We start from the raw sequence: 12,405 nt of genomic DNA, 5'->3' as shown, positions 1-12,405 counted from the left end.
CAAGATGAATCCGAATTCATCGGGTATTGCTTCAGGAATAGGCTGTATGCTAATTTTTGCCGGTTATTTTGAAAAAGGCTTTAATTTATTAGAGAATGCCAGTCGGCTAAATCTTTCACATCCATGGTGGATTAATATTGGCTATTGGTATTACTGCATGCATAAAAAAGAGTATCAAAAAATGCTGTACTGGGCAGAGAAAATGGATTTTAACGAAACCATTTGGGATCCTTTGCTAAAAGCAGTTTCTCTATCGCTGCTCAATGAAGAAGTTGCCGCAAAAATACATTTAAACAACCTTGTAGAACTACAACCTCTAATTGCGACTGAAATAAAGGAAATCCTTTCCAACTTTATGTTCTCTGATGAAATCGTATTCAGGATTGTAAACAGCTTGAAAAGAATTGGTTTAAAAGATGAGGTTTGATTTTTTTATAAAACAAAGCCACTTTATAGTAATAAAGTCCTATAAATTGCAATAGAAAAAACGCCTCATTATTGCGCTTTATCGTTAAGCCGCTTTCTTTGCTGCTCGTTTTTTCTTTTCTAATAATTTAAGATGATTTTCGGCACACAAAATTTTCTCGGTCGTGCCGTTCTTTTGTATTTCGATGAGATAATGAAAATCTCTTTCTTTTGAAGTAGATTTTATTATAAGCCCCTTTTTAAAATCCATTTTTCTTTCGATAATGGTTCCCTTGTAAGATCTCCCACTCAATGCTGTGTAGGAAACATCTTGTCCTTTTACAAATTTCATTGTTTTAGCCTTTTGTTCCTAATATTTGCTAACACTTCTAAATTTGAAAAACCAATGTTAAGGGGGGAAATCAGTTTTTCTATTTCGGCGAATGTATAAAGTTTTGACAATTTACAACCCCGTATTTATACCTGTTTTTTGAATTTTAAATATAATTAATTTTTTAATGTAAAAATTACCTTCCAAAAAAAAAATTGATACAATTTAGAACAGCTTCTTTTGCTTCTTTTTTAGCTTGAATTCCTAGTTTTGAAAGAATGAATTTTTGTTTCAAAAACAACTAAAAAAGAGCAAAATGGTACAAGAAAGAGTGATGGAGAAGTTGGCAATTTTAGCAGATGCCGCAAAATATGATGTTTCTTGCTCATCGGGACAAAGCACGCGCAAAAATAAAAATAAGGGATTAGGAGATACTGGGGGCGGAATCTGCCATGCCTTTACGGAAGACGGACGCTGTGTTTCGCTTCTAAAAATTCTTCTTACCAATCATTGCATTTTTGATTGTGCTTATTGTGTAAGCCGAAAAAGCAACGACATCAAACGGGCTGCTTTTACCGTACAAGAAGTTGTAGACTTAACAATTGGTTTTTACAGAAGAAATTATATTGAAGGACTGTTTCTTAGTTCTGGAATTTTTGACAATGCAGATTATACAATGGAGCGTTTGGTTAGAATTGTCAAAAAACTAAGATTAGAAGAAAATTTTAATGGCTATATTCATCTAAAAGCAATTCCAGGTGCCAGCGAAGAATTACTAAAAGAAGCTGGATTATACGCCGACCGTTTGAGCGTAAATGTCGAAATGCCGACAGAACAAAGCCTCAAATTACTTGCTCCAGACAAAAACCATAAAGATGTGATTAAACCAATGCAATATCTAAAAAATGAGATTATTGGTTATCAGGAAGAGAAAAAAACGAATTATAAAACACCGCTTTTTGCTCCTGCAGGACAAAGCACGCAAATGGTAATTGGCGCAACAAAAGAAAATGATCTGGAAATTCTTGGAATGGCCAATTACTTTTACGAACAAATGAAAATGCGTCGGGTCTATTATTCTGGCTATGTACCAATAAGTTATGACAACAGGCTTCCTGCAATTGGAACTCCAGTACCTATGATTCGCGAAAACCGTTTATACCAAGCCGATTGGCTCATTCGCTATTATGGATTTAATGTAAATGAAATTGTTGGTTTTGACCAGCCGAATCTTGACTTGGATATTGATCCAAAATTAGGATGGGCTTTGCGAAATCTTCATCAGTTTCCTGTTGATATTAATACGGCCGATTTAGAAATGATTCAACGTATTCCGGGAATAGGATTTTTGGGCGCGAAAAAGATTGTTGCTGCTAGAACTTTCAAAAAATTACAGCCTGATGATTTAAAGAAACTTGGCATTTCGTACAGCAGATCCAAGTATTTTTTAGCTTTTTCTTCACCTTTTTATTTACAAAAAGATTTGACTCCGATTCAAATAAAAAATCAGATTTTGAATTTGCAAAACAGTAAATACAAGAATAATTTTTCGAATCAGCTTGCTTTATTTTAATTCAAATGACACAAATTCTTTATGATGGAAGTTATGAAGGCTGGCTTACAGCTATTTTTGAAATCTACGAGTACAAACTTAAAGATGTTGTTTTTGCCAAAGAAGAGATTTCAAACACTTTGCTTTTCTCCAATACACATTCTGTAACAACTGATGAGGTAAAAGCCAATCGGGTTTTGAATGGTTTGCAGGAACGTCTTTCTCATCATGGCTTCAACAATCTTTATTTTGCTTTTTTATCTGAATTGGATCAGATTGAAGAAATTTTGTTCCGATTTATCGAATATGTTTTTGCAAGTAAAATTAATATTGAAGGAGATTTAAGCCGAAGCGAAGTATTAAACGTAAAAAAGCAGCACACTTAACAGGAAAAGAAAGTCATAGAATGAAAGCTTTTGTTCGTTTTAAACTAACAAAAGACGGATTATATTATGCCATAATAGAACCAGATTGCGACGTTTTACCACTTATCGAACAGCATTTTAAAAACCGTTACGCCGACCAGCGCTGGCTCATTTACGATTCTAAACGCAAGTACGGAATTTATTACGACCTTGAAAATGTTTCTACGGTCGAAATGCAATTTGAGTCAAATCCGTCCTCTAGTTTTCTAGCGGAAATCAACGATGAAAATGAAGAATTTTTCGAGAATTTATGGCGTAATTATTTCAAAAGTGTAAATATCGAATCTAGAAAAAACACCAAACTTCATATCAAACACATGCCAAAACGATATTGGAAAAACCTGACGGAGAAAATACCAAACCTCAACAAAAGATAATGTCGCCTAAGCTATTAGTCAAAATCAAAAAATTACTCTTTAACACATAGAAACATAGATAAACTGTGCATTTAAATTAGTGAAGCGCCTTTTTTTTAAGTCTCCAAAAACTATGTTTCTATGTATTAAATACTTCAAATAGAGTGTTATTATTTGCTTTTCTTAAGCGCGTCCAACAACTCTACCATATCTACCACAGCATAAGTTGAGCAATAATCTGATACGGCATAAGGCAAAATTAAGCTGTTGTTATGAATAATCGCTCCACAAGAATATACTACATTAGGAACATAACCTTCCCTCTCGTCTTCCAAAGGAGAAAGCAACGGTTCTGTCAATCTTCCTATTTCTTTAGACGGATCATCCAGATCAAACAACGAAGCGCCAATACAATAGCGTCGCATTGTACCCACTCCATGCGTGATAACAAGCCAGCCTTCTTCTGTCCATAATGGAGAACCGCAATTTCCTATTTGAGTCAATTCCCAAGTAAATTTAGGTTTTTGCAATAAGATTGGTGTATTCCATTGTGTGACACGCTCAGAATACATAATGTAATTATTAACGCCATCAATTCTTGCCAGCATAGCATACTTTCCTTTTATTTTTCGAGGAAATAATGCCAGATTTTTGTTCTGTGCGCCTTCTCCATGCAATGGCATAACTCTAAAACTATAAAAATCTTCGGTAGAAATTAATTTAGGAAGAATGGTGTGTCCGTTATAAGCCGTATAGGTTGCCATAACTCTAGCCGAACCATTGTCGTCAACAAAACGTACAAAACGGGCATCTTCTATTCCGCGGCTCTCAGAATCAGAAATTGGGAATATTACTCGTTCTGTAATATCAGAGTCATGTTTAAACTGCAAATCGTAAAAAGAATTGGCCAGCCACAAAATTTCTTCCAGTGCCACTTTTCTTTCTTCGCGAATTAAAGGATCTTTTAAAGCTTCAACCAGCATATTTTTAAGAATAGCAAATTCAAATTCTTCTGGAAGATCTTGCATAATCTGAGCGATATATTTATCAGTAGTATGCATTTCATACAATTTGCTCAAAAATCGCTCTTTATTAAACAGCGTTTTATGCTCAATTTCTGCCTTATCAATATGATTTCCTATTTTCATGATATGCAGATTATTATCGCGATCTAAAATTGCTCTTCTAAAAACAATCGACGAAATATGTCCTTCTCCAGTTGCACGAAAAGAAATAATAACGCGTTTCTCTCCTGCCTCTAATCCCGTTTGATCAAAATCTTCTACAATTGAAGGATTAAAAATCGCCGCCGATTCTATGGCATATTCCATTGTGCAATACGAACCAATGAGCATTTTTCGATCTAGCGACATCGCTTCATAATCGATTTGCATTCCTTCTATTATAGGTCTGATTCTTTCGCAGTGTCTAAAGAATACTGCCGAAATATTTCGATGTCTTCGGGCAAATTCCCTAAGCGTCTGTTCCAAAGTCTGCAACACCTCCTTTTCGTCTAGCATCATAATCCGAAGTACCATTTGTTGGGTTCTTTCCTGCCCATTCATAAAATATCGGGCAACAACTCTTTTGGAATCTGGTAATAGTTTTATATTTTTTCGGACTACGGATACTCGCATAATTGGAAATTTTATGATAAAGAATTATTTATTTCCAACAAGTTAGTGATTTTTGTTAAAGTAAAAAACTTAATTTTTTATTAAAACTTAGAATTAGCCTATAATACTAGGTTCTTTTATACCGATTTCATCAAAAGTTTTTTCATAAATTCGTCTCTGGACATCCAACTTAAAACAATGAAGAATAAAGTTAAATTTTTGAGAGAAGAGAAAAACATGACTCAAAATGAACTTGCCGAAAAATCGGGTCTTTCATTGCGAACCATTCAGCGAATTGAAGCTGGAAATATTCTGAAAGGCTTTACCTTAAAAACAATTGCCGAAGCTCTAGAAACCAATCCAGAAAATCTCATCATCAAAAAGGAAAATATCCAAATCGAAAGAGCCAAACTCATTAACCTTTCTGTTTTATCTGGACTTATTATTCCGTTTGGAAGCGTTATTTTTCCTTTAGTTTTAACCTATAAAACACAAGATGCAACAAATAAAGAAATAGGAAAACAAATTGTAAGCCTTCAAATTGTTTTAAGTCTTATTCTTTCGGTTTTAATGATTGTGAGTCCGTTTATTCAACGTTTATTTACTTTCAAATTTCCGCTTTTCATCATTCCTTTAATTGCCTTTCTTAGCATAAAATTTCTGATCGTTATTTTGAACGGAATCAGTTTAAACCAAAAACAAGAATTAGCTATAAAACTGAAAAACAAATTCTTATAATACAAGTCATAAAAATGGCGTAAAACTGTCGTATTGTTTTTGCAAGAAAATCGGAATCGAAACCCGAATCTTGCAGAAAAAATAAACCATGAAAGTATTTAAGAAAATTGCAACCGTATTTTTAATCGTTATTGTTTTATTCTTGTTGGGAGGATATTTTTATTTTCAAAAGAAATTCACTCCGCCAGAGAACTATTTGAAGGTTTCGGGAATTATAGAAAATATTCCGACAAAATGGATTTCGAGCGACGGAAACCCCCATTCTGCTTTGCTTTTGCCCATAAAAGTAAACGGAGTAAACCACACTTTTTACATGCAATTTGATTCAGGTTCTGCTGTTACTGTGTTCTATAAAAAATCATTGGAATCTATTGCTCAAAAATTTCACAATCAGATTACAATTGATGCTGCAAACAATTTCATTTCGACTGCTTTTACAATCGGAAATATGAAAGTTGCATCCAATACTTTTGAAGTTTTAAATTATGGCGAAAAAATCAATTTTGATGATCCAAAAGCTGAAAATATAATCGGAACAATTGGAACCGATTTATTAGAAAAACGAATTACGATTTTAGATTTCAAAACCAATCAATGTTCCTTCATCAAAAAAATTAAAGAAGATGATTTTTCCAATTTTGAATTTAAAAAACGTAAAATTTTAATTCCATCAAATATCGAAAATGAAAAACTAAAACTGCTTTACGATTCTGGATCGAGCGGTTACGAATTGATTACGACAAAAGAAATCTGGCAGCAATACCGTAATAAAAACAGTGCTGTAAAAACCGAAAAAGGAAATTCGTGGGGAAATACTTTGAGCATTTACTCTGCTTCTGCGAAAAAGAAAATACAATTTGACAAAGTGATTTTAGACCTCTCTGAAGTTACGCATATAGAGGGCACTTCTGACCTTCAAAAATTCTTAATGAAGCGTTCGGGAATGCAAGGAATGATTGGCAACAAACTATTCCTGAACCACAAATTGATTCTAGATTGCAGAAACGAAAAATTTAAATTGAAATAAAAAGTAAAAATCTACAATAAAAAATGGTTTAAAGAATTGATTTTGATGATATTTTTGACATTTTCGATAAAAGTTTCCGTGTCTTTGATTTCTTGTTTTATCAATTGATGATGATCAGATAAATCGTGCTGTTCCATCATATCTTTTTTTAAATATTTAATCATTGATTCTAAACTTCGCGTATCGCTTTGATTTTGTTTTTTTAATTCGCGCTGTTTGCTTTCCAAGTATTTTAAAGTCTCTTTTAACTTCTGAACGTTTAATTTCACCAACCTATTCTTTTAATAATTATAAAAACAATAGCTGGAAATGCGACAAAATTCAATATGCTCCAAAAACCAATACCATTTGAATTCAACTCCGTTCCCAGCCATTGTTATTGGTACTTACGAACAAATTGATTTTTTGGATTTAGAAATTTTCTTATTTTTTTACTAATTTTTAAATCAAGAAAATAAACAATTGAATTACAAATATTTAAATTAAAAATATGAATGAATTATTTTTAATTTTAATCAAAACAGAAAAGAATGAATGTGATTACAAATCATTTTTACCATTAAAAAACACAACTTTCAGAATCTCAAAACATTAGAAAAAATCATCTAAAATTGTGAATATCTATTTAAAGATTTAACTATTTATTTTGCAGTAAGATTTATCTTTGGCATCCTTAAAATTTAAAAAGAGATGAGCGCAACTTGGTACGAATGCAAAGTAAAATATAGAAAGACAGATGAAACTGGAGGACAAAAAGTTTTAACAGAGCCTTATTTGGTTGATGCTTTGTCTTATACAGAAGCTGAAAAAAGAATGACTGAAGAAATGGCCGCGTATACGAGTGAAGAATTTAAAATCACGGCTATCAAAGTGGCAAATTATGCCGAAATTCATCCTTTTGAGAATGCAGACAGATGGTTTAAATCTAAAATCACCTTAATTGCTTATGATGAAGAAAGCGGTAAGGAAAGAAAAACAAGCATGTATATGCTGGTTCAGGCAAATGATGTTCGCGAAGCCTTTGACAATACCCTTCACATCATGAAAAATACAATGGGCGAATATTCTATTCCGGCCATTTCAGAAACGGCAATTATGGATGTTTTTCCTTATTTCAGCGGTGAGGAAGGCGAATCAGAAATGCTGGAAAGATTCAATGCTTTGAAAGCGTCTAAGCCAGAAAAACCTGAGGCAGAAATGATCGATCACATGGAATTTGAAACGGCTGTAGAGGAGTAATATCCTAAAATGCATAAAAAACGAAAAGCTTCAGAATGGTCTGAAGCTTTTTTTATTTTAGACTATTTCAATAAAGCATTTTGGCCAATGGCGTTACTGCCGAAGCCGATTTTGGCAGTAAAGACGTAAGTGCATCAAATTGTGTTGGACTTATATTCTTTTTCATTTTGGCTATAAAAGACTCTCTAGTGTTGGTCATTTTAGAAGTATAACCTGCTTTGTCAGTAGCCATTGTAGGTAAAATGTTTTTCTTTTTATTTAGCGTTTCATTTACCAACGAATTTACAATCGGTTTTTGAGCATCGGTTAATTTCAATTTTGGAGACAGTACGCCCATAACCTGATTTGCAACACTAGCAACATCAAAAGCAGGCACTGCTGTTGTCGATGCCTTACTGGCTGCTTTTGTCACGTCTCCTATGCTTTGTGCATTTGCAAATGAAATTGTCCCTAAAAAGAGAGCTAAAATCAATAATTTCTTTTTCATGGTATTTTCTTTTAAAGTTATTTGCTTGATACTAAAGGTAATAAAAATGTAAACTCATCTGACATTTTAAAACCATAAACATCTAAAAACCTGTACTTTATACCATTTCAGGAAGAAACATTGCAAATCTTCATAAACCAAAATAAGTCCTATCTTAGCTACAGAATTGCGCGTTGATTTAAAACCACTTACAGCACCAAAGCCCAAAAACCTAAGAAACCAAAATCTATATGACCAGAAAGAACCTGATTTTAGTCGGATTTATAATTTTAAAATTCATTTTGCAATATGTATTAATTAGTCCTGAATACGATTTACAGCGTGATGAATATCTGCATCTGGATCAAGCAAATCATTTGGCTTGGGGCTATCTATCTGTTCCACCACTTACCTCTTGGTTTTCGTATATCATTTTACTGCTTGGAAATTCGGTTTTTTGGGTTAAGTTCTTCCCTGCCCTATTTGGCGCTTTAACACTTTTGATTGTCTGGAAAGCTATCGAACTTTTAAAAGGCAATCTTTACGCGTTAATTCTTGGGGCTTTATGCGTTTTGTTTTCATGTTTACTGCGTTTAAATATGCTTTATCAGCCAAACTCATTTGATGTTTTATGTTGGACTGCATTTTATTATGTTTTACTGCAATACCTGACTTCAGAAAATAAAAAATGGTTTTATTGGGCAGGCGTAATTTTCGCTTTGGGTTTCTTGAACAAATACAATATCGTGTTTTTATTACTCGGATTAATTCCTGCTATTTTAATTTCTAAACAGCGAAAAATACTCGCAAAAAAAGAGTTTTACTTTGCTCTGATTTTAGGATTAGTTCTAATTCTTCCTAACCTTTATTGGCAATACAGCAACCATTTTCCAATTGTCCATCACATGAAGGAATTGGCCGAAACGCAATTGGTTAATGTTGATTTAGGTGATTTTGTAAAAGATCAAATTCTATTTTTTATTGGCGGATTATTGGTTATTTTGACTGGACTTTTTGCCGTTTTATTGTATAAACCTTTTCAAAAATACAGACTCTTTTTTACCTCTTTCGTTTTTACAATGCTGATCTTTATTTACTTTAAAGCAAAATCGTATTATGTAATTGGCTTATATCCTATTTATATTGCTTTTGGCTCTGTTTTTCTATCTCAAATTTTAAACAACGGATGGAAACGATATTTAAAACCTGTATTTATAGCGCTGCCCTTATTGTTTTTTATTCCGATGTACGAAATGGCTTTTCCAAATAAAAGTCCAGAATATATGGTGGCACATTCGGAGAAATATAAAAAAATGGGAATGCTGCGCTGGGAAGACGGAAAAGATCATCATCTGCCTCAAGATTTTGCCGATATGCTGGGTTGGAAAGAATTGGCCAGAAAAACAGATTCGCTTTACGCTTTACTGCCTAATCAGAAAGAAACTATTGTACTCTGCGATAATTACGGACAAGCCGGAGCTATTAATTATTATTCTAAAAAAGGAATCAAAGCCGTTTCTTTCAATGCCGATTATTTGAATTGGTTTGATCTCAGCATTAAATACAAAAACTTGATCCGTATTAAGGATTTTGAAGAAAATGACGAAGAAATGAAAGAAACAAGTCCGTATTTTGAATCTGCGGTTATAGGCGGTGAGGTTACAAATCAATATGCTAGAGGATACCGTGCTACGATTTTTGTTTTCACGAATGCCAAAATCGATATCAATAAAAGGTTAGAACAGGAAATCAACGAGGAAAAAAGCGCTATTATAAATGATTAATTTCAAGCGAACTTATCGTATTTAAAAACTGGAAATCTTAAACAGCAAGCTGCATTTCATCTTTTGACTAAAAATCAAGTTTTGGAAAACCTTTCTGAATTTGATCCTATTTTGGTTGGTACGATTCCGATAAATATTGATGTTGAAAATAGCGATTTGGATATTGCCTGTTACTGGAAAAGCAAAGCTGATTTTATTGAAAGAATTAAATCTTTATTTGAAAAAGAAAACAATTTTACCATTCAAGAAATCGTGATTGATAACCAGGAATCTGTTGTGGCAAACTTTTTTATTGAGACTTTCTAAATAGAAATCTTTGGACAAAATATCCCCACCGAACTTCAAAATGGTTACAGACATATGCTCATTGAGCACCAAATTCTAAGCTCAAAAGACGAAAACTTTAGATTAGCCATCATAAAACTGAAAGAAAAAGGCATAAAAACCGAACCAGCATTTGGCTTGCTATTAGGCTTAAACGGAAACGTTTACCAAGAATTACTGGATTTTAAATTATAAGAAAAATCGTCTTTTCTAAAAATTATAAAAAATAAAGTACTAAAATTGTTTGCATAACCGCATTTAGTGTGTATCTTTGCACCCGAAACATCGCGGGATAGAGCAGTAGGCAGCTCGTCGGGCTCATAACCCGAAGGTCACAGGTTCGAGTCCTGTTCCCGCTACTAATTGGGACAAAGAAGAAAATTTCTTCTTTGTCCCTTTTTTATTTAGCCCTATAAGCCTGTTAATACTGTAGATCAGATGCACTACTTCGTTTACCCTAGCGGTTCGAAACCCGTTTTCTGAGATCGTAAAATTCTCAGGAAAAATCGAACCTAATAAATCTCTCGATTCAATCCAGTTGCCATTTTCATAATATTCGTTAAGCTTCATCAGGTTGTCTACTCCTGCTTTTAAAAGCTCTTCGATATCTTTATTCTCATCATCGATACCAGATAATTTTAATTCAAGTCTCCTCACCATCTCTCCGTAATCTGACTTCATATCTCGGTAGTCTGAAGCATCTATCTGTTTTGTTGCAAGAGATCCCTTGCATTTGAGATTCTGGTTTCATAATCTTTGATCTGGCTTATGATTTTAGTTTTTTCCTCCAACACATCCTTAATCTGTTCTTTATAACAGTCGCCTATAACATTGGCATAGATATTTTTGATTTCGGGAATCGGAACATACTTTTTAAGGTTCTGTATAAATATCTCATTGGCTGTTTCCGAATTTATCCTGTATCTGCATCCTGAACTGCAGTGGTAATAAGGATAATATTTATGGCGTCCTTTAGATATGCTCCCTGTCAGTATTTTTCCGCAGTCGGGACATATAAAAAATCCTCTCAGCGGAAAAGGCTTCGCTGAAAGAGTTTTTGGAAGATATTTGCGGGATCTTCCGTCAAGCACATCCTGAACTTTATAGAAAAGTATTTCCGAAATTAAAGCTTCGTGCTGTCCTCTCACTAAAGTGCGTTCCTCATCCTTATATTTAGGAACTTCTATCTTTCCACAGTAAAGAGGATTGCGGATCGCTCTCCAAAAATGGTTCTTGCCTGCTTTAAGTCCCTTTTCTTTTGCCATTTGAAGCACCTGTTCCGTATTGAAAATTCCTTTGGAAAGTTCTTCAAAAGCCCATTTTAAAATAGAGGCTTCTGGCTGGTCGAATGCAATATATTTTGTGCCATCTTCTTTTACTCGGTTAACATATCCAATGGGAGCAATTCCCATGTATCTTCCCTCTTTTCTAGCTCTTCTCATTCCGTGAAAGGTATTCAGGGCTCTACGGTCATTCTCCACCTCGGGAGCAGCCAGATAAAAAGCCAGCATCATTTTATTCTCAGGTATTGATAGATCCAAAGGCTGTTCTATTGCCTGAGGTTCAACTCCCAATTTTCTGAGGATACTGATCATCTGGTATGCATCTCCCGCATTTCTGCTGAACCTGTCCCATTTGGTAAACAGGAGAAGATCGGTTTTATTCTTATTCTTCTTTAAATCCGCAAGCAGTTTCTTCCACTGCGGACGGTTAAATGTCTTTGCCGAATGGTCTTCATAAATAACGTGTCTTATTTCAACTGCATTTATTTCGCAGTACTTGCGAAGCATTTCTTCCTGATTTCTCTGTGAGTAGCCCCTGTCTGCCTGCTCATCGGTACTCACTCTCACGTATAGGTCTGCTATTTTTCTCATCTTTTCTCTTTAAATAGTTTGAAACTGCCAAATTTGCCAGTTTTCTTAAAAATTCTAAAATCATTCCCGCCTGTTCCAGCGTCACTTCCACTCCTTCATCTTTCAGCATTTTTCTGGTCTTTTCTGCCGTCATTTTTCCTCTTTCTTCTCTTCCATCTTTCTCCATTTGAAATTCCTCTTCATTAAAAAAAGACCGAGCCTCGGTCTTTTTTGTTCCACAATCATTCATCGCTATAAAGTTAAAACACTTTTTTCATTTTATCCTGCG

General features: G+C 34.0%; 14 protein-coding genes, 1 tRNA gene and 1 pseudogene. 10 read left to right on the top strand and 6 right to left on the bottom strand.

All coding sequences use genetic code 11. The features are described 5' to 3' along the window. Window positions 1–4: 4 nt before the first annotated feature. Complete coding sequence (locus ACPWTF_RS17805) at window positions 5–427, top strand: hypothetical protein (protein WP_427872363.1); 423 nt, start codon at window positions 5–7, stop codon at window positions 425–427. Between the two features lie 84 nt (window positions 428–511). Here the strand turns inward: ACPWTF_RS17805 and ACPWTF_RS17800 are convergent, their stop codons facing one another. Beyond that, window positions 512–757 (bottom strand): hypothetical protein, encoded by a 246-nt coding sequence (locus ACPWTF_RS17800; protein ID WP_250833938.1) that lies wholly within the window; start codon window positions 755–757, stop codon window positions 512–514. Window positions 758–1,052: 295 nt separating this feature from the next. On the opposite strand from ACPWTF_RS17800, the gene ACPWTF_RS17795 reads away from it, so the two are divergent. Genes ACPWTF_RS17795 through ACPWTF_RS17785 form a run of 3 tightly spaced genes read left to right on the top strand, consistent with a single transcriptional unit; the run spans window position 1,053 to window position 3,090 of the window. Then, entirely contained in the window at window positions 1,053–2,309 is a 1,257-nt protein-coding gene (locus ACPWTF_RS17795) for a putative DNA modification/repair radical SAM protein (RefSeq protein ID WP_427872362.1), read from the top strand. Between the two features lie 5 nt (window positions 2,310–2,314). Next, entirely contained in the window at window positions 2,315–2,674 is a 360-nt protein-coding gene (locus ACPWTF_RS17790; protein ID WP_427872361.1) for a hypothetical protein, read from the top strand. Between the two features lie 20 nt (window positions 2,675–2,694). Next, window positions 2,695–3,090, top strand: coding sequence for a TIGR03915 family putative DNA repair protein (locus tag ACPWTF_RS17785; RefSeq protein WP_427872360.1), 396 nt, complete (start codon window positions 2,695–2,697; stop codon window positions 3,088–3,090). Between the two features lie 149 nt (window positions 3,091–3,239). Here ACPWTF_RS17785 and ACPWTF_RS17780 read toward each other — a convergent pair whose 3' ends face one another. Continuing rightward, window positions 3,240–4,706 carry a glycoside hydrolase family 130 protein gene (locus ACPWTF_RS17780; RefSeq protein ID WP_427872359.1) on the bottom strand — a complete coding sequence of 489 codons (1,467 nt, stop codon included), beginning with the start codon at window positions 4,704–4,706 and terminating at the stop codon, window positions 3,240–3,242. A gap of 177 nt (window positions 4,707–4,883) precedes the next feature. Here ACPWTF_RS17780 and ACPWTF_RS17775 point away from each other — a divergent pair, with 177 nt between their 5' ends. Then, window positions 4,884–5,423: a helix-turn-helix domain-containing protein gene (locus ACPWTF_RS17775; protein WP_427872358.1), complete on the top strand. Its 540-nt coding sequence runs from the start codon at window positions 4,884–4,886 to the stop codon at window positions 5,421–5,423. Window positions 5,424–5,511: 88 nt separating this feature from the next. After that, window positions 5,512–6,450 carry a hypothetical protein gene (locus ACPWTF_RS17770; RefSeq protein WP_427872357.1) on the top strand — a complete coding sequence of 313 codons (939 nt, stop codon included), beginning with the start codon at window positions 5,512–5,514 and terminating at the stop codon, window positions 6,448–6,450. A gap of 11 nt (window positions 6,451–6,461) precedes the next feature. Here ACPWTF_RS17770 and ACPWTF_RS17765 read toward each other — a convergent pair whose 3' ends face one another. Continuing rightward, window positions 6,462–6,719 (bottom strand): hypothetical protein, encoded by a 258-nt coding sequence (locus ACPWTF_RS17765; RefSeq protein WP_379798974.1) that lies wholly within the window; start codon window positions 6,717–6,719, stop codon window positions 6,462–6,464. Between the two features lie 421 nt (window positions 6,720–7,140). Between ACPWTF_RS17765 and ACPWTF_RS17760 the strand changes: the two genes are divergently transcribed. Continuing rightward, on the top strand, window positions 7,141–7,689 hold the full coding sequence (locus ACPWTF_RS17760; protein ID WP_250833945.1) for a DUF4494 domain-containing protein: 549 nt from the start codon (window positions 7,141–7,143) through the stop codon (window positions 7,687–7,689). A gap of 67 nt (window positions 7,690–7,756) precedes the next feature. On the opposite strand, the gene ACPWTF_RS17755 is transcribed toward ACPWTF_RS17760, so the two are convergent. Beyond that, a complete protein-coding gene (locus ACPWTF_RS17755) occupies window positions 7,757–8,176 on the bottom strand; it encodes a hypothetical protein (protein ID WP_427872356.1) in 420 nt (139 codons plus the stop codon). Between the two features lie 230 nt (window positions 8,177–8,406). On the opposite strand from ACPWTF_RS17755, the gene ACPWTF_RS17750 reads away from it, so the two are divergent. From ACPWTF_RS17750 to ACPWTF_RS17740, 3 genes and pseudogenes are all read left to right on the top strand, one after another. Next, complete coding sequence (locus tag ACPWTF_RS17750; RefSeq protein WP_427872355.1) at window positions 8,407–9,939, top strand: glycosyltransferase family 39 protein; 1,533 nt, start codon at window positions 8,407–8,409, stop codon at window positions 9,937–9,939. Window positions 9,940–10,002: 63 nt separating this feature from the next. After that, window positions 10,003–10,458: pseudogene (locus tag ACPWTF_RS17745) on the top strand (DUF4269 domain-containing protein). A 91-nt stretch (window positions 10,459–10,549) separates the two neighbouring features. Then, window positions 10,550–10,622 (top strand) — tRNA-Met (locus ACPWTF_RS17740). A gap of 342 nt (window positions 10,623–10,964) precedes the next feature. Here the strand turns inward: ACPWTF_RS17740 and ACPWTF_RS17735 are convergent. Together ACPWTF_RS17735 and ACPWTF_RS17730 are read right to left on the bottom strand one after the other, a co-directional pair. After that, window positions 10,965–12,137, bottom strand: a complete 1,173-nt coding sequence (locus ACPWTF_RS17735) for a recombinase family protein (RefSeq protein WP_427872354.1) — start codon at window positions 12,135–12,137, stop codon at window positions 10,965–10,967. Continuing rightward, window positions 12,094–12,366, bottom strand: a complete 273-nt coding sequence (locus tag ACPWTF_RS17730; protein ID WP_427872353.1) for a hypothetical protein — start codon at window positions 12,364–12,366, stop codon at window positions 12,094–12,096. Before ACPWTF_RS17730 ends, ACPWTF_RS17735 begins: the two co-directional genes overlap by 44 nt. Window positions 12,367–12,405 lie beyond the last annotated feature (39 nt).

Source organism: Flavobacterium sp. MMS24-S5, from assembly GCF_050320125.1.
GTDB lineage: Bacteria > Bacteroidota > Bacteroidia > Flavobacteriales > Flavobacteriaceae > Flavobacterium > Flavobacterium tyrosinilyticum.
This window is presented reverse-complemented; position numbering and strand designations above follow the sequence as displayed.

Coding starts and splice junctions, on each gene's coding strand:
- ACPWTF_RS17805 (WP_427872363.1), top strand. CDS start 5: ATGAATCCGAATTCATCGGGTATTGCTTCAGGAATAGGCTGTATGCTA.
- ACPWTF_RS17800 (WP_250833938.1), bottom strand. CDS start 757: ATGAAATTTGTAAAAGGACAAGATGTTTCCTACACAGCATTGAGTGGG.
- ACPWTF_RS17795 (WP_427872362.1), top strand. CDS start 1,053: ATGGTACAAGAAAGAGTGATGGAGAAGTTGGCAATTTTAGCAGATGCC.
- ACPWTF_RS17790 (WP_427872361.1), top strand. CDS start 2,315: ATGACACAAATTCTTTATGATGGAAGTTATGAAGGCTGGCTTACAGCT.
- ACPWTF_RS17785 (WP_427872360.1), top strand. CDS start 2,695: ATGAAAGCTTTTGTTCGTTTTAAACTAACAAAAGACGGATTATATTAT.
- ACPWTF_RS17780 (WP_427872359.1), bottom strand. CDS start 4,706: ATGCGAGTATCCGTAGTCCGAAAAAATATAAAACTATTACCAGATTCC.
- ACPWTF_RS17775 (WP_427872358.1), top strand. CDS start 4,884: ATGAAGAATAAAGTTAAATTTTTGAGAGAAGAGAAAAACATGACTCAA.
- ACPWTF_RS17770 (WP_427872357.1), top strand. CDS start 5,512: ATGAAAGTATTTAAGAAAATTGCAACCGTATTTTTAATCGTTATTGTT.
- ACPWTF_RS17760 (WP_250833945.1), top strand. CDS start 7,141: ATGAGCGCAACTTGGTACGAATGCAAAGTAAAATATAGAAAGACAGAT.
- ACPWTF_RS17755 (WP_427872356.1), bottom strand. CDS start 8,176: ATGAAAAAGAAATTATTGATTTTAGCTCTCTTTTTAGGGACAATTTCA.
- ACPWTF_RS17750 (WP_427872355.1), top strand. CDS start 8,407: ATGACCAGAAAGAACCTGATTTTAGTCGGATTTATAATTTTAAAATTC.
- ACPWTF_RS17735 (WP_427872354.1), bottom strand. CDS start 12,137: ATGAGAAAAATAGCAGACCTATACGTGAGAGTGAGTACCGATGAGCAG.
- ACPWTF_RS17730 (WP_427872353.1), bottom strand. CDS start 12,366: ATGAATGATTGTGGAACAAAAAAGACCGAGGCTCGGTCTTTTTTTAAT.